General features: G+C 34.0%; 15 protein-coding genes. 12 read left to right on the plus strand and 3 right to left on the minus strand.

Annotated features, from left to right (window positions below):
- The coding region (locus tag IJE64_RS03615) for a hypothetical protein (protein WP_292782154.1) at positions 1-3,308 on the minus strand (3,308 nt) is incomplete at its 3' end.
- Between the two features lie 465 nt (positions 3,309-3,773).
- On the opposite strand from IJE64_RS03615, the gene IJE64_RS03620 reads away from it, so the two are divergent.
- Together IJE64_RS03620 and IJE64_RS03625 are read left to right on the plus strand one after the other, a co-directional pair.
- Positions 3,774-4,910 carry an adhesin gene (locus IJE64_RS03620; RefSeq protein ID WP_292782159.1) on the plus strand — a complete coding sequence of 379 codons (1,137 nt, stop codon included), beginning with the start codon at positions 3,774-3,776 and terminating at the stop codon, positions 4,908-4,910.
- Positions 4,911-4,935: 25 nt separating this feature from the next.
- Positions 4,936-5,616, plus strand: coding sequence for an MIP family channel protein (locus tag IJE64_RS03625; RefSeq protein WP_292782162.1), 681 nt, complete (start codon positions 4,936-4,938; stop codon positions 5,614-5,616).
- 20 nt (positions 5,617-5,636) lie between these two features.
- On the opposite strand, the gene IJE64_RS03630 is transcribed toward IJE64_RS03625, so the two are convergent.
- The gene (locus IJE64_RS03630; protein ID WP_292782165.1) at positions 5,637-6,329 is read right to left on the minus strand and encodes a nitroreductase family protein; all 693 of its coding nucleotides are present in this window, start codon (positions 6,327-6,329) and stop codon (positions 5,637-5,639) included.
- Positions 6,330-6,404: 75 nt separating this feature from the next.
- Here IJE64_RS03630 and pyrH point away from each other — a divergent pair, with 75 nt between their 5' ends.
- The 7 genes from pyrH (at position 6,405) to IJE64_RS03665 (ending at position 13,477) form a co-directional block, all read left to right on the plus strand.
- On the plus strand, positions 6,405-7,082 hold the full coding sequence (gene pyrH, locus IJE64_RS03635; protein ID WP_292782167.1) for a UMP kinase: 678 nt from the start codon (positions 6,405-6,407) through the stop codon (positions 7,080-7,082).
- Positions 7,083-7,090: 8 nt separating this feature from the next.
- Positions 7,091-7,879 carry a TatD family hydrolase gene (locus IJE64_RS03640; protein ID WP_292782170.1) on the plus strand — a complete coding sequence of 263 codons (789 nt, stop codon included), beginning with the start codon at positions 7,091-7,093 and terminating at the stop codon, positions 7,877-7,879.
- Between the two features lie 15 nt (positions 7,880-7,894).
- The gene (locus IJE64_RS03645; RefSeq protein WP_292782173.1) at positions 7,895-8,092 is read left to right on the plus strand and encodes a DUF2116 family Zn-ribbon domain-containing protein; all 198 of its coding nucleotides are present in this window, start codon (positions 7,895-7,897) and stop codon (positions 8,090-8,092) included.
- Between the two features lies 1 nt (position 8,093).
- On the plus strand, positions 8,094-8,417 hold the full coding sequence (locus tag IJE64_RS03650) for a YbjQ family protein (RefSeq protein ID WP_292782176.1): 324 nt from the start codon (positions 8,094-8,096) through the stop codon (positions 8,415-8,417).
- A gap of 1 nt (position 8,418) precedes the next feature.
- A complete protein-coding gene (locus IJE64_RS03655) occupies positions 8,419-9,270 on the plus strand; it encodes a hypothetical protein (RefSeq protein ID WP_292782179.1) in 852 nt (283 codons plus the stop codon).
- A 228-nt stretch (positions 9,271-9,498) separates the two neighbouring features.
- Positions 9,499-12,237, plus strand: coding sequence for an Ig-like domain-containing protein (locus tag IJE64_RS03660; protein ID WP_292782182.1), 2,739 nt, complete (start codon positions 9,499-9,501; stop codon positions 12,235-12,237).
- 37 nt (positions 12,238-12,274) lie between these two features.
- The gene (locus IJE64_RS03665) at positions 12,275-13,477 is read left to right on the plus strand and encodes an RNA ligase family protein (RefSeq protein WP_292782184.1); all 1,203 of its coding nucleotides are present in this window, start codon (positions 12,275-12,277) and stop codon (positions 13,475-13,477) included.
- Here the strand turns inward: IJE64_RS03665 and IJE64_RS03670 are convergent.
- Positions 13,474-14,283 (minus strand): sulfite exporter TauE/SafE family protein, encoded by an 810-nt coding sequence (locus IJE64_RS03670; RefSeq protein WP_292782186.1) that lies wholly within the window; start codon positions 14,281-14,283, stop codon positions 13,474-13,476. The two genes, IJE64_RS03665 and IJE64_RS03670, sit on opposite strands and share 4 nt — an antisense overlap.
- A 41-nt stretch (positions 14,284-14,324) precedes the next feature.
- Between IJE64_RS03670 and IJE64_RS03675 the strand changes: the two genes are divergently transcribed.
- From IJE64_RS03675 to IJE64_RS03685, 3 genes are all read left to right on the plus strand, one after another.
- The gene (locus IJE64_RS03675) at positions 14,325-15,410 is read left to right on the plus strand and encodes a hypothetical protein (protein ID WP_292782190.1); all 1,086 of its coding nucleotides are present in this window, start codon (positions 14,325-14,327) and stop codon (positions 15,408-15,410) included.
- 9 nt (positions 15,411-15,419) lie between these two features.
- Positions 15,420-16,310 (plus strand): DMT family transporter, encoded by an 891-nt coding sequence (locus tag IJE64_RS03680; protein WP_292782193.1) that lies wholly within the window; start codon positions 15,420-15,422, stop codon positions 16,308-16,310.
- 468 nt (positions 16,311-16,778) lie between these two features.
- On the plus strand, positions 16,779-18,674 hold the full coding sequence (locus IJE64_RS03685; RefSeq protein WP_292782196.1) for an MJ1255/VC2487 family glycosyltransferase: 1,896 nt from the start codon (positions 16,779-16,781) through the stop codon (positions 18,672-18,674).
- Positions 18,675-18,796 lie beyond the last annotated feature (122 nt).

Genomic DNA, 18,796 nt, shown 5'->3' on the forward strand with positions numbered 1-18,796 from the left:
TCATTTCCTGAAACAGATACCTCATTTTCAATCAAACCGGTTGCATTAACTCTACAGGTAATATCTAAACTGACGCTTGCCCCCTTATTTAAGTTGCCAATAGTCCAAACACCAGTATCCCTATTATAATTACCACTGGATCCGACAAAAATCAAAGAATCCGGAAGCAAATCACGAACAACAACACCAGTCGCACCATCAGGACCCAAATTAGAAACAGTAATTGTCCATTTAACCAAATCACCTAAGTTTGGAGTGGATTCATTTACAGACTTTTCAACAACCAAATCAGTTGCAGGTTTAACTAAAATAGGAACTTCCGCCCGATTATTAGACAAATCTTGGTCAAACTCATTTCCACTAACAGTAGCAACATTAACAAAACTGCCAGTAATATCAACCTTAGTATAAATGTCTACATTAACGCTTCCTCCAACAGCAAGATTACCGATTTCAATTTCATTATTGACCAAAGGCCTAGTGGAATTCAAATAAACAAAACCCCTAGGCAAAGCATCATAAATTCTAACACCAGTAGCAGCATCAGGACCTTTATTAGTAACGACTAAAGTCCACTTAACAACATCATGATAATTAGCAACACTAGCATTAACCAATTTAACAATGGCCAAATCACTGGCTGGATTAACCCTAATGATTTCATCGTCCTGATTGTTTGTTTCATCATAGTCATATTCATTTCCTGAAACTGACACCTCATTTTCAATTAAACCTGTTGCATTAACTCTGCAAACAATATCTAAACTGACGCTTGCTCCCTTATTCAAGTTACCAATGGTCCAAACACCAGTATTCCTATTATAATTACCACTGGATTCAACAAAAATCAAAGAATCCGGAAGCAAATCACGAACAACAACACCAGTCGCACCATCAGGGCCCAAATTAGAAACAGTGACTGTCCATTTAACCAGATCGCCAATATTTACTACAGATGCATTGACAACTTTTTTAACAGCCAAATCACAAGCTGGATTAACGTCAACTTTGGATTGGTCATGATTATTTGTCAAATTATAGTCATATTCATTTGCAGTGACATTTGCCTTATTAACAATTTCCCCTGTTTTATTTACCAAAGTTTTAATGTTTACAATAATTACTTCACCCACTTTCAATGAACCAATTGTCAATACTCCAGTGACGGGATTATATTTGCCTCCAGTATCATCTTCCAGATAAATTAATCCTTCAGGCAAAACATCCCTTACAACAATGCCTGTTGCATTGCTTGGACCATTATTTGTAATGTTCAGTGTCCAAATTACAACATCCTCATAATTAATATCATCGGAACTGACTGACTTTCTAATTTTATCATCGACTTGTGCAGTGACTTTAAAGGTTGTTGTGTTGGTTATCGCTTTGTAGTATGTGTCTTCAAAATGTCTTGCAGTAACAACATAGTTACCCACCTTTAAATTGTTTAAGATACTGCTTACCTCTCCAAAACAGTTTGAATTTAAGGTGTTATTATAAACAACAGTGCCATCTTCATGTTCCACAGTCAATAATATTTCCATATTATACTCGCGGTCATCTTGGTATAAATGTCCGCTTGTTGTAGCGCCTAAAACAGGTGTTTGACCATCAATCTCAATATATCTGTTATCTGCAGCATTATAGATTGCATTTGAAACGGCTAAATTGCCATATTCCGCAATATTATTGCCTCCATGAATGACGGAACTAATTTTTTCAGCTTCTCCGTAATAGATATCTTTAGCATAAACCGGGAGCAGATAAACCCATGCCTGATTTTGATATAATGTATTGCCAACTAATTTTAATTTGGTTCCATATTTGTCATAATAAATCGCACTGCCGTTTCTTGCTGTGTTGAAATAAAACTCGTTGTTTTCAACAATAGCTTCAGTACTATTAATATAGATTGCACCTCCCAAACCATCATCAAGTTTGGCTTTATCCGGTATTGCATCATTTGATATGAATGAAGAATCCTTTATTAAAGTATTCTTTCCTTTGATATAAACGGCTCCACCATCAACATTGGCAACATTATCATCAAAACCTGAACTTTGGATTACAACATTTTCTGCATTAATATTTATTGCACCCCCGATTTCAGAGGCATTATTCTTATTGAAATTACAGTTCTTGATGGTTATATTTAAACCATTTAGTTGGACAGCCCCTCCAATTGGAGCAACATTGCCTTCAAAATTACATTTTTCAATATCCAAATCCATCTCATTGTATGAAAAACCTGTTGATAATGCACCCCCATAATAAATTGCTGAATTATTGATGAAAGTACAATTTTTAATTAAACCGGATGCATGGTATGTTAAAGCGCCCCCTTGCGCTGCGGAATTATTGATAAAAATACAATTTTTATATTGAATTCCATCACGAACACAGCCTGCACCACCATGAGATCTTGTATGGATTGATTCGACATAATTATTCATAAACTTACAGTTGTTCACATAACCTCTTGACACTTCATCCATAAGGCCAATTTGAATTGCCCCTCCATAAATGTATTCCTCTATATCACTGGACACTCCATTAGAATCAAAAATACAATTTTTAATCCATGTATTATCACCATGCGCCGCAACTGCACCAGCAGCCGCAGTTGCATGATTCCTAATGAACTTACAATCTTCAATAACCAAGTTTGCAGCATCGACTGAATTATATAATGTTGCTATTGCCCCTCCTTTATATGCCGTGTTATTTCTGAAGGTGCAACCCTTTATATGTACATTTCTCGCCATGATATGAATGGCGCCAGCCAAACTATTTCGATAGGCATTTACAAAAGTCAAGTTTTCAATTGTCGACCCCGCTGCTCCATCATGCAAGACAAGAATATGGGTGATGCCCTTACCGTTTAGGTTTGCAAAGGAATCAGAAACAATATTTAACCTTTTATCTATAATTATATGATCATTTTCTTTTTCAGCGCGGAAATATCCGCTTAACTTAATCGTGTCTCCAGGCTGCGCCAATGCAACCTTTTCCCTAATCTTTGCGAATGTTCCGCCATTTAACAATTCATAAGTAGTACCTAAAACTTCATTATTCTGACTTACGCTTACCACATCCTCTTCATTTAAATTCGAACCTAAAACATTTTCATGAGAATTTCCAATTTTATCTTCAATATTTAAATCATTTCCAATTTCGCTGACATTTTGATTTAAATCCACAGCACATGCATCTTCCATGCAAACGCCAAATGCCGTGAATATTAAAACAACAAACATTAATGAAATTAGGAAATGCTTGCTAATAGCTATTTTTTGACAATATTTCATTTAAATCACCTTTTACGAGGACGATGATGAAACTATTAATTAGCAAAAAACTATTAATTAGCAATTAAACTTTTTATTTCAAATTTTATTTTAAAAAAGATAATAATTTGTATTGAATTTGACAATAAATGAATAATCTTAGAGATTTGCTTCAAGAGCCATCTATAACAAAACAATTTCATGCAAATATTTTGACAAAAATTATTCAGTTATTCCAATCCACTACTCTAAATTAAATTTTTATTAAAACCTATTAAATTTAATTTAAAATAAAAGATAATCATTCTAAATCCTCAAAATAGATATTAAACTAAAATATATTTAAATTTTTGGTTTAAACGGAATTTAAATCATTAAAATTAAAAAATATTGGATTTAAAAAGAAATTTAATAAACCACTATGAAAAAAATATTTTAATTAAAAAGTTGATAATTATATATTAATCAAATGCAAGGTAAAGAGATATGAAAAAACAAATTACAATATTATTATTGGCAATACTTATTGTTGCCCCCCTTGTTCAGGATGTAAGTGCATCTAGAACTGTTTTTTTAACTTCAGACAATATTATAGACCATGAAAATGATGTCAAGGTATTAAACTCCATCAAAGAGTATATTGAAGAGATTAGTGATGGAGAACTTCAGGTTATTGTTGATAACGAAGCCCCAGCACCAGGAGAAGGATATCGAGCAATACAGGTAACAAGCGACATCAGCATATGTCTTTCAGCAGCAGATGGAGGAAATTATCTGCAATTGGCAGAAGCCAGCGCAGATTCAGATAAACAAATAATATTAATTAATATCGGCAGTTATGATTTGAATAACAATAGTAACTACCTCAGAAGAGCATGGGATGACAATTACTCTAATGAAACTTTCATGGGAATACATGACCCTGGAACATTCCTTAAGAATGCAGGAATATACTATATCCAGCCTGTTGAAGAATTTCCAGATAATTTTAATGACGATGGATATCTAGCCAAATATGACGAAGAAATGAACAAGCAAATTGCACAAGAAATCGTAGACATTGCAAATGAACATGCAAACGACACCACCATGTTAAGCGACAATTTAGTTGTGAGGAACACCATTTCTCCAGCAGAGATGGCAGAAGCAAGTAAAGCTTTATTGAATAGTAACGACACAGAGATGAACGGAGAATACGGAAATTATACTGCTCCACAATTGCTTTATCAAACAAGCTCTTACTTGAATGGAAATGGTCTGGACATGCCCCGTTCATTTGATGCCCCTGAAAATCCAATGGGAATCTCATTTATGGTAAAAGATTCATACAGCATCTATGATTATATGAAAATGGCAGGCATTGTTAGAAATTATATGGATGAGAATGGACAGGCCCCAGACTCAATAGAATACGAAGGGGCACATATAGGATACTATGATCTAGTTTATAACTTTGCAAAAATAACTCAAAACCACACAGATGCAGAACATATGGATTTTGAACAAGAATATAAATTCGATAAGGTAAATGATTCAATATTGCTTAAAGCATTCCCATTCATTTTAATCTTATTTATATTATTCCTAGCATATCTAGGATATCAGAAAATAAGAAGATTTTAATAGATTTAATAAACGAGGAAAATTTATGAAAAGATATATCGCAGAATTAATAGGAACAATGGTTCTTGTTTTATTTGGTTGTGGAAGTGCAGCTATAGCCGGTTCTGTATTGGGTACTGTAGGTATCGCACTAGCTTTCGGTTTGTCTATAGTTGCTATGGCATATGTAATCGGAGACATCTCAGGATGTCACATCAACCCTGCTGTTTCAATCGGTATGTGGATTGATGGAAGAATGGAAACAAAAGACCTACTCCTGTATATAGTATTCCAATGTATCGGAGCTATTATTGGTATTGCAATACTCGCAGTCATTATCAACTCCGCCAACCTTGGAGGATACATGGCAACTGGATTAGGTCAAAATGGATTTGGCTCTGCATCAAGTGTTGGCATTAACGTTATCGGAGCTATAATCACAGAAATTATTTTAACCTTCGTATTTGTATTTACAGTTCTTGGAGTTACCAAAAAAGCAGAGAATGGAACTATTGCAGGTATTGTAATCGGTTTAACACTTGCGTTCGTTCACATCATGGGAATTCCATTAACTGGTACTTCAGTAAACCCTGCTAGAAGTTTAGCGCCTGCATTATTCTTAGGCGGCCAAGCATTGCAACAAGTTTGGGTATTCATATTAGCCCCAATCATCGGTGCAGTGATTGCAGGATTATTATATAAAGGATTAATCTCAGAGGATGCATAATCCTCTAAACTTATTTTTTTTTAAATTTTAATGCTGCCACAATAAATATGGCCATTTAATTTTTCAACATCATCTTTAATATTGAATTCAAAGCTATTTCTATTTGCAACATACATATGGGCCAAGGCAATTCCAACATCGATAGGATTCCATCTCTTAAGAAGCTGCCTTTTAACTATGTTCTGTTTTACCCTATACACATCGAAACCATCAGATGAATGTTTAAAAAACCATGGTTGTGAGTTAATGGCCGATGGGGCAAGTTGTGCAGGAATTAACAGGTCATCTTCAAAATCACTTATCTTAGACAAATCTTTCCTTTTGAAATTGGAAATATCCCTAGTCATCTTTTCAGATTTTCCAAAAGCGATTAGAATAACAAAATCCGGATTCTTAACTTTAACCGAATCCAATCCATCCCAACAGCTGCCAATTCCTATACTCTGCATGAAAAGGGAAACCTGTTGGAAAACAAAACCAACATTTTCAAGATAATTGCCTTTTTTCTCGGAATATATTGCCAGATAATATGGAGCGCTCCAACGATTGCGAATATTAACCTCATCAGAACTCAAAATGTTATAATAAAATTCAATTTCATCATTCAATGGTTCAACAGAGGAAATAAAATCAATGATGGAATCCATGTCTATTTCATCATCCAGATATTTCCTACACGATTTTCTAACATATATCTGATTTTCTAAATTCAATTAAATTCACCCTAATTACAGCACTGAATTAAAATTTAAATAACATATTATAAATAAATTATAATAGGTGAATATATGAAAATAGTTGTTGCAATTGGAGGATCAATTTTACTTAAAGAATATGATTGTAAAAAATTCCAAGAATATAGTGCTATTTTAAAAGATTTATCCCATGACCATGAATTATTCGTTGTTGTAGGTGGAGGAAAACCTGCAAGAGAATATATTGGAGTAGTTCGTGATTTGGGTGCTGGAGAAGCGCAATGTGATGATATTGGAATTGAAGTGACAAGAATCAATGCAAAATTATTATTATCCGCTTTGGGTGATGCAGCATATCAAAGAGTCCCTCACAATTTCCAAGAAGCTTTAGAGTTTTCTGCTAGTGGAAAAATTATTGTTATGGGCGGAACTGAACCTGCACACAGTACTGATGCAGTATCAGCAATTTTGGCAGAATACATTAATGCAGATAAACTTATTAATTTAACATCTGTTGATGGAATGTATACCAAAGATCCGAATAAATTTGATGATGCTAAACTTGTTCCTGAAATCACAGCAACAGATTTGCTTGAATTTTTAAGCGGCAAAGATGTGAAAGCTGGAACTTATGAATTCTTTGACACAACAGCAGTGCAAATGATTAAAAGATCCAATTTGGAAACTATCATAACTAATGGTTTTGAACCAGAAAACTTAATTAAAGCCGTTAATGGAGAAAACATAGGAACAAAAGTTATTAATGAATAGGTGAAAAAGTGGAAAACCTAATTGATATCGGATTGAACCTAATGCATTCTTCCTTTAGAAAGGACAGAGTGGAAATCATTGAAGAAGCCAAAAAAGTTGGTGTATCCCAGTTTATTATCACCGGCACTAATGTTCATTCTAGTCAAATAGCAGCAGAATACGCTTCAAAATTTCCAGGAGAATTATATTCCACATCAGGAGTGCATCCTCATGATGCAAAAACCTGTAATGGACATACTCCATTTGAATTGGAGAAAATAGCTAAAAATGATTGTGTTGTAGCCATTGGAGAATGCGGCCTTGATTACAATAGAAATTTTTCACCACAGGATTTGCAGAGAAAGTGGTTTGAAGCTCAAGTAGAAATAGCTGAAAAATTAGAAATGCCTTTATTCCTACATGAGAGAGAAGCACATGAAGACCTATACAAAATATTATCAAGACATGACAGCGTTGTTGAAAAATCAGTAGTTCACTGTTTTACTGGAACAAAACAAGAAGCTCAAAACTATATAGATTTAGGTTGTTACATCGGTGTTACCGGATGGATTTGTGATATGAAAAGAGGTAGAGACCTGCAAGAAGCTGTAAGTGTTATACCTCCTGAAAAATTAATGATTGAAACTGATGCCCCATTTTTAATACCTAAAAACTTTGACAAAAAGCCTAAAAAAAATAGAAACGAACCAAAATATTTGCCTCATATCCTCAAAACAATTGCCATCTGCATGGGAATTGATGCAGAGGAACTTGCAACTCAAGTTAATAAAAATACTAAAGAATTTTTCAAAATATAAATGGAGATGAATAACATGGCAGTAGAACCTCATAAACATTGTCCAATTTGTGGAACCCCAATACCTTTAGACGAACTTGTATGCTCACCAGATTGTCAAAAAGTCTGGGATGCCAGATTAGCGCAAAGAAGAAAATCAAGAATTATACTATATGTAGTCATTGCAATATTCATTATTATTTGGGCAGTGATGACCTTTATGAAAAAGGGATAAAATGATTTTAACATCAGCAAATACACTGGAATCAAAAGAAATAATCGACTATAAGGGACTGGTTACTGGAGAGTCCTTAATCGGATCCAACATTTATAAGGATTTATTTTCCGGCGTTCGCGATGTGGTTGGAGGAAGAACAAGCAAATATCAGGAAGAACTTGAAAAAGCAAGAGATATTGCGCTTGAGAGTATGGAAAAGAAAGCTGAAAGTTTAGGTGCAAATGCTATTATTGGACTTAAAATTTCTTACGACAATCTTGGAGGCACCATGGGAAATACAATTCTCGTAACCGCCTATGGTACCGCAGTAAAATACGAATAACATGAACTTTAGAGAAAGAGAAGTAAAAATAGCATATATCAGGGAAGCAATTTTCTGCATTGCAACAGGATGCGCAGCGGGTCTTTTTGTATATGGACTATTTTTATACTTCAATATCGCCATTTTTGGCTGGAATTTAGGTTTGATTTTTGCGCCCCTGTCTGCGGGTTATGTGGAAACAGCATTGGCCAATAGAATTATAGGACAAAACATCGGTGCAATCAGTGCATTCATCACGTTCATTCATACTACTTTTTGCAGTTTTATTTTAAAAAATCCGACATTGGGAGTGAATGCCATTACAGCGATTTCACTAGCCGTGATTCTGCAATCCGCTTTCCCAACATTGATAAACTATATCATAATGGTTGGAGGTTTGGGAATAATCTCCTACTTTTCAGGAATATTTAACAGAGTTACATCATTCTTCAAACGAAACATTGAATATGTCTATTACAAATACATTGTGAAAAAACCTCATGTTGTTGAAGTTGAGGTAGTTAAAGCTTTTGATGAAGAGGAAAGCAATCAAAGAATCAACGAATTAAATTTCTTTTTCATGACAAGTACTGATGTTATGGATCGGAAAATCGTTAATTTAGGCCAATTCCAAGCAAACATAATACTTGAAAAAGACAAACGATTAGTTAATTCCGACCAGAAGAAAGTTGAGATGACCACATTAACAAACCTTAAAAAAGGCAAAGACGATTCTTTAATAAAATTGGCTAAAATTATCAGCGAAGCTGGAGGAAATGGTGTTGTTGATTTGGAAATTGAATATGGATTAATTGGTCTTGGCGGGGACAGATATCAAATAAGCGCAATGGGAATGGGCGTTTATTTGACTTGATTAATTTTTCTTATCTGGAAAGACACTCCTAACTCTTTTTAAAAATTTTTTAAAGAACCTATTTAACCATCTTTTTTTCCGAATTAAGTCATAATAACATTTATATAAAGATATTAACATAAATATATAAAAAAACTTTTTACATATTCAAAAAGAACTCATAATGAGAGTAAAGAAGGTGTAAATATTTCGATTAAAAAGACAGCATTATTTATCTCTGTTGTTTTAATGTTCTTTTTAATATTAGGAGCAGTTAATGCATCCGAATTAGATAATGTAACAAATAATGAAAATACTAATTTATTAATGAATAAATTATCATCAGCAGATTTAGAAGAAAAAAGTTTAGAAAGTGTTGTTGATGATAATACTTTAAATAATGCAAATGTGCAAGCAAATGGTGCTTCTTCAACAAATACAACCAAAACAAGCACTAAATTAACAGTCGATTCAGCACATTATTCCAAATCAAATACGATTTTCAAGGTTATTCTACAAGATAAAGATGGAAATCTATTAAATAATAAAACCATTACTCTTAAAATTAATGGAAAAACTTATTCTGCAACTACAGACATTAATGGGTCTGCATATGTTAAAACTGCTTCACAAAAAATAGGAACTTATAGCGTGACTGCCAAATTTAATGGGAATTCAAAATACACCAAAAGCTCCTTTTCAGGCAAGGTAAAAGTGCTATCCTCCATTACAAATAGGGCAAATATTGTAAAAACATATGGAGTCGAAAAGAATTTTACGGCAACATTTTGGAAAGACAACGATAGACTATCAAATACAACTGTTAAAATCATTATTAATGGAAAAACATATGCCGTTAAAACCAATTCAAAGGGTGTTGCTCAAATAGGCACAGACCTTGCACCAGGAAAGTATACCATTAAGTCATATAATCCGTATTCCAAAGAAACAACATCAAATACACTGACAATTAATAAGGACAGTTCCAAGATTGTTGCATACAATGAATACATACCGCCTAAAACCAAGTATACTTATTCAATTACTTTAAAATCAGGGCAAAATACTCCTATCAGCAATGCAAAAATTCAATTCACATTCAACTATAAAAAAACAACTGCTTCAACAGACAAAAATGGGAAAGCAAGTCTTGCCATCCCTGCCCTTTCAAAAGGCACTTACAAAATTAGTTACTCCTATGGTGGAAATAGCAAATATAAATCTGTTTCAGGGTCAAAAACATTATATGTTCAAGATTCAACCACCAAATTAACTGCAAATAATTTGAAAATGCAGTATAATGACGGATCAATGTTTTCAGTTAAAGCAACCGACACATCAGGAAAAGCTCTAGTTAATAAAACCATTACATTTACATTAAATGGAAAAACAACCACTTCAAAAACTGATAGTGCAGGAATAGCTAAATTGGCAGTTGGAGATTTAAATCCTGGAACATATACCGTTAAAAGCGTTTATTCAAAATTAGGTTCTAAAGATTACAAGACTATAACAAACAGCATCACCATATCCAAACAAAAACTAAATATAAATACGGCAGATACAGTAGTGAAATACAACTCAGGTTCCAGTTTCCAAGCAATAATTAAAAACCAAACTGGAGCAGGCATTAAGGACATCACAGTCATATTTACATTAAATGGAAAAACTTCCAATGTAACCACCGATGCAAACGGAATTGCAAAATTAGTCATTAGGGAACCAATGGGATCATATCCAATCACAACCCAAATCGTTGATACTTCACTTTATACTGCTCAAAAAGTAACAAATAACATATTAGTTAACGGCACTAAGTTTAGGGCCAGTGACATGACATTGCCTGCAGATACCCCCGCCACATTCTCAGTGACATTACTTGACACACTGAACAATCCAGTGAGGGCAACTGTTAAATTTACATTAAACAATAATGTAAAATCCGTACAGACCGATGCCAACGGAATTGCAAACCTTCCAATATCTGGACTTAAAAAAGGAACATATAAAGTCACATATACTGACGGCTCTACTTCTGGAACATCTACAATAACCGTTACAGACAAGGTTACATTGCAAGAAGTCATTAAGGCATCACAAAATGTTAAATCATACATAGAAGGCAATGGAGAACTGCCAAATACCGTTACAATTGGCGGTGTAACTTACAATACTGCATCATACTTGTATATGGCATCACAAGCAATCATTAACCTAAAAAATAATAACAAAGGAGATATTGTCGTGAAATCTGTAAACAATCCCGCCAATCCACAGGCAGCAGCAAATCTGGGCAATTTATATGACTACCTTTCAGTTGCAAAAAGCATTGTAAGCACAGCAAATTCAAAAGGAATGATGCCCGATTCAGTGAGTTCGGCTGTAGGAAACATAGGATATAACGGATTGGTATATGCCATTGCCCGTGTTGTAGCATTTTATGGCGATAACTCAGCTATGCCTAACTATGTAGTTATCAAAACTTATTCAAAACCAAGTTATGATTCTCCTTTAAACACAAAGAACACAATTACAGACTTGAAGCCATATTTAGCGGCTTCAACCAATTGCCAAGTTAACGACCCTGCAATTGTATCAATAGTGAAATCACTTACTTCAGGATTAACTACCGATTTGGCTAAGGCAACTGCAATCTATAACTATGTGCGTGACTCAATTAACTATAATTTCTATTACAACACACAACACGGTGCTGTCGGCACTTTGAATGTTAAAAACGGTAATTGTGTTGACCAGTCACACTTATTAGTTGCCATGTATAGAACTGCGGGCCTTGCGGCAAGATATGCTCATGGGACATGCACATTCTCAAGTGGAACATACGGCCATGTCTGGACTCAGGTATTAATAGGCGACACCTGGATTGTAGGCGATCCGACAAGTTCAAGAAATTCACTTGGAAACGTTGCCAATTGGAATAACAATAATTATCAATTTAGAGGGTTCTTCCAAAGCATTGCATTCTAATTAGTTTCTTTTTAGACGAAATAATGGTGGAATAACATTGATTGTAAATGGAAAACGCTCATTGGCGCATGTTGAAAAAGTCACTTGGGTTAAACCAATTGAAGGCCATGATGGCCTTGAACTTATTGGAGTTCTAGGATGGAAATGCATCTCTGAAAGTGGAACCTTTAGCGAAGGGGATTTATGCGTCTATATTGAAATCAACTCTAAAGTTCCAAAAAAAGAATGGTCCGAATTTCTATACCATCACGACTATGAAGTTAAAACAACACACTTTAAGGACCTTAATGTTATTTCTCAAGGAATTGCACTGCCACTTAATGTTTTTGACGTTGAAATACCAAATAAAGAAGGAGAAGATGTAACAGAACTGCTCAAAATAACCTCTTATAATCTAGAGGATTTTACTCTCCAAAGCGATTTGCCAAATGAATACGATTTGGAAAATCAGCGCAGAGAAGAGATGATTGGAGATTCTGGAGATTGGTTAATGAATAGTGGATGGGGTAAAAAATCAATGAGCTATTTGTTTGGAGAAGAAAAAGACCCAAATCAAGGTTTTCCAACAAGATTCCCACACATTTCAAAAACAAACCTAGAATTCATTGAAAACATACCTGACATACTAAAAGATAAAACACCGTTCATACGTGCCCAAAAATGTGACGGCCTATCCGCAACATACATCCTTGAAAAAATAAAAAAGAGCTTCGGCAAGCCAGCATTTGAATTTTATGTTTGCTCGCAGAATTATCGGCTTTTTAAGAGAAATGATGACTCTTCAGACAATATGGAAAATTATTACTGGGAAATGGCTGAAAAATACGATATAGAAGATAAGCTTAAATTTTATCTTGAAAACAATGAAGAGTGCGAATATGTCTGCTGGCAAGGTGAGATATGTGGTCCTGAAATTAATGGAAATCCTCAGAAACTAACCGAAAATCATCTGTTCTGCTTCCAGATGATTGACAGTGTGTTTGGAAAATTTGATATCCGCAATGCCAAGCATATCTGGTATGAATATGATATGGAATGTGTTCCAATAGAGAGCATGACCTACATTCTTCCGGATGATTTCGAAGAATTCAAAAGAACTGCAGATGGATATTACAGCAAAAATGTATGCGAAGGCCAAACTGACTGTATAAGAGAAGGCTGGACATATTACAAAACAACAGACCCAAGTTTCAGCTTTAAAAACACTTCAATTAACTATTTAATAGACAAGAATATTTAAGGAACTATCCCCAACATTTTTATAGCCATGTAAAAAACCAGACATGAAAATACTATTTTTAATTTCTTTTGAGGCACTTTATGTGCCATTTTAGCACCCAGATATGCGAGAGGCACTGAAAAACAAGCAATTAAAAGAAAGTTAATAACACTTACATAACCTATCGAATAAGGGAATGTATTCACTCCCCAACCAGAAACGACATACGATAAAAATCCTCCAACTGCAGTTAGGGAAATAAAAATAGATGATGTTCCAATAGCTTCTATCAATGAAAAGCCTAGAAGTGCAGTTAGAATAGCGATTAAAAATATGCCTCCCCCAACACCCAGAAGCCCTGATGAAAATCCGACCGCCAGCCCAGTGATGGAAATTGTGGCATAATTGAATGATACTCTAGCATCTTCACGTTCTTTATTAATGTTTACGATATTGTTAACAGTGATGAAAAGCAACAGGCATCCGAAAATTATTTCCAAAATCCTTGACGGCAATGCAGATGCTACAAAACCACCAATAACGCCCCCAACTATTCCAAAAATACCTAACTGAATCCCTGGCTTTATAATTCCATCCAATGTTCTGGTGTGTCTGTAAGCGCCGCTTATTGAAGTTGGAATAATAATAGCCAAGCTAGTTCCCAAAGATATCAAAATTGCCAAATCAGGCACAACCCCAATGTACTTTAGCAAAAAGTATTGAAGGGGGACTATTAAAAATCCACCACCGACACCCAAAAGTCCTGATGCGAAACCCGCACAAATGCCAATTAAAATTAAACCTATAATATACTCAATTGGAAACATAAACATCATTTATTTAAAGTATTAATATTAAATTATTGTTCATGAAACTAAATAAAACTATCATAGTTGGATTGATTTTAATATTATTTTCAGGACTATTATTTGTAACAAACATTTTTAATCCAATTATCAGACCAATCACATACATATTCCTAATGGGATCATCAAAAGGCAAAGACATCATGTTTTTTGGTCTTTTAGGTTTATTCTTAATATTATCACAGGTAATCAAGAAAGACATCGATGTCACCAAATATTTAAAAATCTCAATTGTGATTGGTTCCATCACTTTAGTTTTTGGAATTCTTTTAGAAGTGATATTCAGATTGCAGATGGGAATAAAACTCAACACAATTTTTGCATCTATGACTAGCACAATGACAACTACAAGCATTTTGCATACTCATTTGATAAAGGCCATTTTGGGAGAGGTTCTAACTAAAATTATTGGACCTTTTATTCAAACAGACATTAATACAGGAGTCAGCCTATACCAATACCTTCCAAGTTTCAGTTTTCTAATAATAATACTGCTTCCAACATTGTTCATTACCATTGTTCTGGCTAGCCAAAAACGTCCATGGTTTTCAAATCTGTTGCTGGCATTCTTTTCAAGTTGCTTAATCATTGGAATTATTGACGGAGGATTATTCGGGACACCAGCAATTGTCGGAATAATGGGAATTTATCTAGTTTACAGAAACGGATACTACATTACCCGGATTGCCGGAAAAATATTTAAAGATGAAAATTTACTTAAAGAAAACGAAAAGTACCAGCCCCCATATAGAAATAAGGGATTGAGTAAAAAAAGGCGTATCTTTAATCATATCTTAGTCTACATTGTTGTAATTGGAATAATATTCTTACGCTTTACAATTGCATTTGCAGGAGCAGAACCTGATTGTTATACCGTGGATGTCATAAATGCCACAGAAGATGAAATCGATTTGGGAAACATCAGCGATAAGGTCATCAGTGTTGAAAACCATACCGACTTAAACAAAATAACATACCTGATAGACCCATCTTACAATGAAATGCAACTTTTAAATGACCTAAAGGTTCCCCTGAATGATTCATGCGAATATTACACCGTTTCCTGGAACATTTATTCATATTTATAATTGATGCTCATGAAAAGAATATATATCATTTTACCAATTCTTGCAGGATTCATGTTCGGATCAACCGGAATATTCGTGCGAACATTAACACAAAACGGAATTGACTCGACAACACTTCTGTTTTTAAGGTTTTCAATAGCCATAATTCCAATATTAATGGCAATACTGCTAACAGACAAAAGATTACTCAAGATAGACTTATCTGACATCCCCCTACTTCTAGCATGTGCCATATCTATTGTAGGGCTTAATTTATGTTATAACGAGGCCATAAATACCATACCCTTGTCTTTAGCTGCAGTGCTTCTTTCAATAGCTCCAATTTTTGTATTGATATTTGCATATCTCCTATTTAGAGAAAAAATCACATCAAAAAAGTTAGTTTGCATGCTTTTGGCCATATTTGGATGTCTGCTTATGACAGGAGTTTTAGAAGACAGTTTGACAAACATTCCATTATTTGGAATAGCTTTAGCTATCGGTGCAGGATTATTCTGGGCAATTTATATAATGGCTTCAAAAAAATCAATCGAAAACGGCAAACATACCTACACCATTTTAATCTATTCCATCATCTTCATTTCAATTGCACTCATACCTTTCACAGATTTCAGCCAGATTACAAGTTTCATCTCCATTAACCCCATATCAACAGCAATATTTTTAATATTGCACTCCACTTTCTCATTTGCCCTGCCATATATATTCTCAACATTGAGTCTAAACTACATGGACTCCGGAGTGTCGTCCATTTTTCTTTCAGGCTCAGAACCATTTGCAGCATTGATATTCGGATTATTACTCTACTCAGAAGTGCCAACCCCACTAATGCTTTGCGGTTTCATCACCACCATAATTGCAATGATGATGCTGTCTAGAAAAGAAAGCGTGAAAAATTAATTTTGGAATTCAAGATGAGAGGTGCATTTCAACTGTAAGTACCTCTAAATTAAACTTTTTTAAAATTAAAGTAAAATTAGTCTATTTAACCTATTTAAAGAATAATACTAATTTAATTAAAAAAATAAAATCGCCCAATCCAACAAATCGAAAACCTGATAAAAATCTTGACTTACTCGATTGAAATTCTCATACAGTAAACATCAAAAAACTGTTGAAATCAGAAAATGAATATGCTAATAACGATTTTCAATAGAACTAAAAAATCATGACTGATATTTATCAAAAATAAGTAAACGATTCAACAGAATGCATCAAATAGAGAAATTTTTTAATACTCCAAAAAATCGGCAAAAAACACATCTCCTAGAAAAGAATTATTTTCTAGAGACCTGAAAAAAACCACCTAAATTTAGATTCATGCATTTTTTACAAAAATTTATAAATTTAAAAAATAAATTTTTAACTATGATTTTCAGCATTATCATTCCCACTTACAATGAAGAGGAATACCTCCCAATCTTATTGGAAAGCATTAAAAATCAGGATTTCACAGATTATGAGGTAATTGTAGCTGATGCTAACTCTGAAGATAAAACAAGAGAAATTGCTAAAGAGTACGGATGCATAGTTGTTGAGGGAGGCCTTCCAGCTAAAGGTAGGAATAATGGTGCTCGAATAGCTAAAGGAGACTATCTGCTATTTTTGGATTCTGATTTAAGACTTACTGACGATTACCTGAGAAATGTCATATATGAATTCAGAATGGAAAGGCTTGGGATTGCAATAACCCAAATGGAAGCGATGTCAAATAAAGTAGAAGACAAACTATTCCATGATTTTGCAAATTACTTCATGATTGGTGTCGAAAAGATTAAACCCCATGGTGCAGGTTGTTATGGAATAATAGCCAGAAAGGAACTTCATGATGAATGCGGTGGCTTTGATGAATCATTGACATTTGGTGAAGATACTGATTATATTGAAAGGTTAGCTGAAAAAGAACCATTTAGAGTGCTTAGAAATGCTAAAATTGGTGTTTCAACCAGACGTCTTGAGGAAGAAGGAATTGAAACATTAATCCGACAATATGGGAAAAGTACTGTAAATGACTTTTTAGGAAAAAGAACTGATGCCAGTGAACTTGACTACGGTTTTGATCATGGAAAAGAAAAAATAACCACGACCAGATTTAAGAACTTGGAAAGAAGAACCGAGCAAATCAACGAACTTAAGCAAAGCTATGACAAATCAAGAGATAGCATAAGAACCATACAGTCAAATGTAAAATCAAAACATCGCCAAAGAGACAAAAAAGTCATCTTTTATTGTGTTTGTGGCGAAGGCATGGGGCATGCAATAAGAACTGGAGTTATAGTGGATAGGATAAAGGAAAAATATGATGTTCACATATTTTCAAGCGATAGGGCTTATAAATATTTAAATTCAAAATTTGATAATGTTTATGAAATAGGTGGATTCAATACTGTCTACATAAACAATAAAGTAAACAACCTAAAAACATTATCCCATGCCATAAAAAGGAATCCGACCAATATTAAAGTAGGATATGAAAATCTATATAAAAAAGCAAGGCAGTTAAGGCCAGACGTCATCGTTACAGATTTTGAACTCTACGCTACAATGTTGTCAAAACTTAGAAATATCCCTCTCATTAGCTTAGACAATATCCATATGATTACACAAACCAAAATCGACTATCCCAAAGATCATATCGGGGAAATGCTTAAAGCTAAAGGAGTCATTAAAACATATGTGGTTAAACCTAAAATACATATTTTGACCAGCTTTTTTTACCCAAAAATTAAAGCAAGGAAAAATGCCGTGATCTATCCTCCAATCATTCGTGAAGAAATCCTAAAATTAAAACCTGAAAAAGGAAACCACACCGTCGTGTATCAAACAAGCCGTGAAAGTGAAAAGCTTGTTCGAAAACTTAAAGCGCTTAAAGATGAACAATTCATTGTTTATGGATTCAATAAAGATGAAGCTGACGGCAACCTAACCTATAAACACTTTAATGAAGATGAATTTTATGATGATTTGGCTTCCGCCAAAGCCGTAATCTGTAATGGAGGATTCACATTCATATCTGAATCGATCCATCTCAAAAAGCCAATTTATTCCATCCCTGCCGCAGGCAACTTTGAACAAACCTTGAATGGTTTTTATGTTCAAAAGTTAGGTTATGGGGAATACCACGAAGTCATGAATGCCAAAAGAGTGGCCAATTTCCTAAAAAGCCTTCCAAAATATCAAAAAAGTCTTGCTAAAGTTAAAAAAACAAACAATGACGGAATCGTGCGTGAGCTAATTTATAGAATTGAAAAATATTCAAACTAATTCTTATTGCCCTAAAAAAATGCCTTAATAATGAACCATTTAAAAAAAAAAACTAGTTTTCCTACAAAAGTTAATATTTATTAATTAAATTTGACAAATAATTTATTATAGCATATAGGTGA

It is taken from the genome of Methanobrevibacter sp. (assembly GCF_017409525.1).
Taxonomy (GTDB): Archaea; Methanobacteriota; Methanobacteria; order Methanobacteriales; family Methanobacteriaceae; genus Methanocatella.

What these genes read in the sequence shown, in the direction of transcription:
- IJE64_RS03680 (WP_292782193.1), top strand. Translation starts at nt 15,420, where the DNA reads ATGAAAAGAATATATATCATTTTACCAATTCTTGCAGGATTCATGTTC.
- IJE64_RS03645 (WP_292782173.1), top strand. Translation starts at nt 7,895, where the DNA reads ATGGCAGTAGAACCTCATAAACATTGTCCAATTTGTGGAACCCCAATA.
- pyrH (WP_292782167.1), top strand. Translation starts at nt 6,405, where the DNA reads ATGAAAATAGTTGTTGCAATTGGAGGATCAATTTTACTTAAAGAATAT.
- IJE64_RS03670 (WP_292782186.1), bottom strand. Translation starts at nt 14,283, where the DNA reads ATGTTTCCAATTGAGTATATTATAGGTTTAATTTTAATTGGCATTTGT.
- IJE64_RS03685 (WP_292782196.1), top strand. Translation starts at nt 16,779, where the DNA reads ATGATTTTCAGCATTATCATTCCCACTTACAATGAAGAGGAATACCTC.
- IJE64_RS03660 (WP_292782182.1), top strand. Translation starts at nt 9,499, where the DNA reads ATGTTCTTTTTAATATTAGGAGCAGTTAATGCATCCGAATTAGATAAT.
- IJE64_RS03650 (WP_292782176.1), top strand. Translation starts at nt 8,094, where the DNA reads ATGATTTTAACATCAGCAAATACACTGGAATCAAAAGAAATAATCGAC.
- IJE64_RS03655 (WP_292782179.1), top strand. Translation starts at nt 8,419, where the DNA reads ATGAACTTTAGAGAAAGAGAAGTAAAAATAGCATATATCAGGGAAGCA.
- IJE64_RS03620 (WP_292782159.1), top strand. Translation starts at nt 3,774, where the DNA reads ATGAAAAAACAAATTACAATATTATTATTGGCAATACTTATTGTTGCC.
- IJE64_RS03625 (WP_292782162.1), top strand. Translation starts at nt 4,936, where the DNA reads ATGAAAAGATATATCGCAGAATTAATAGGAACAATGGTTCTTGTTTTA.
- IJE64_RS03675 (WP_292782190.1), top strand. Translation starts at nt 14,325, where the DNA reads ATGAAACTAAATAAAACTATCATAGTTGGATTGATTTTAATATTATTT.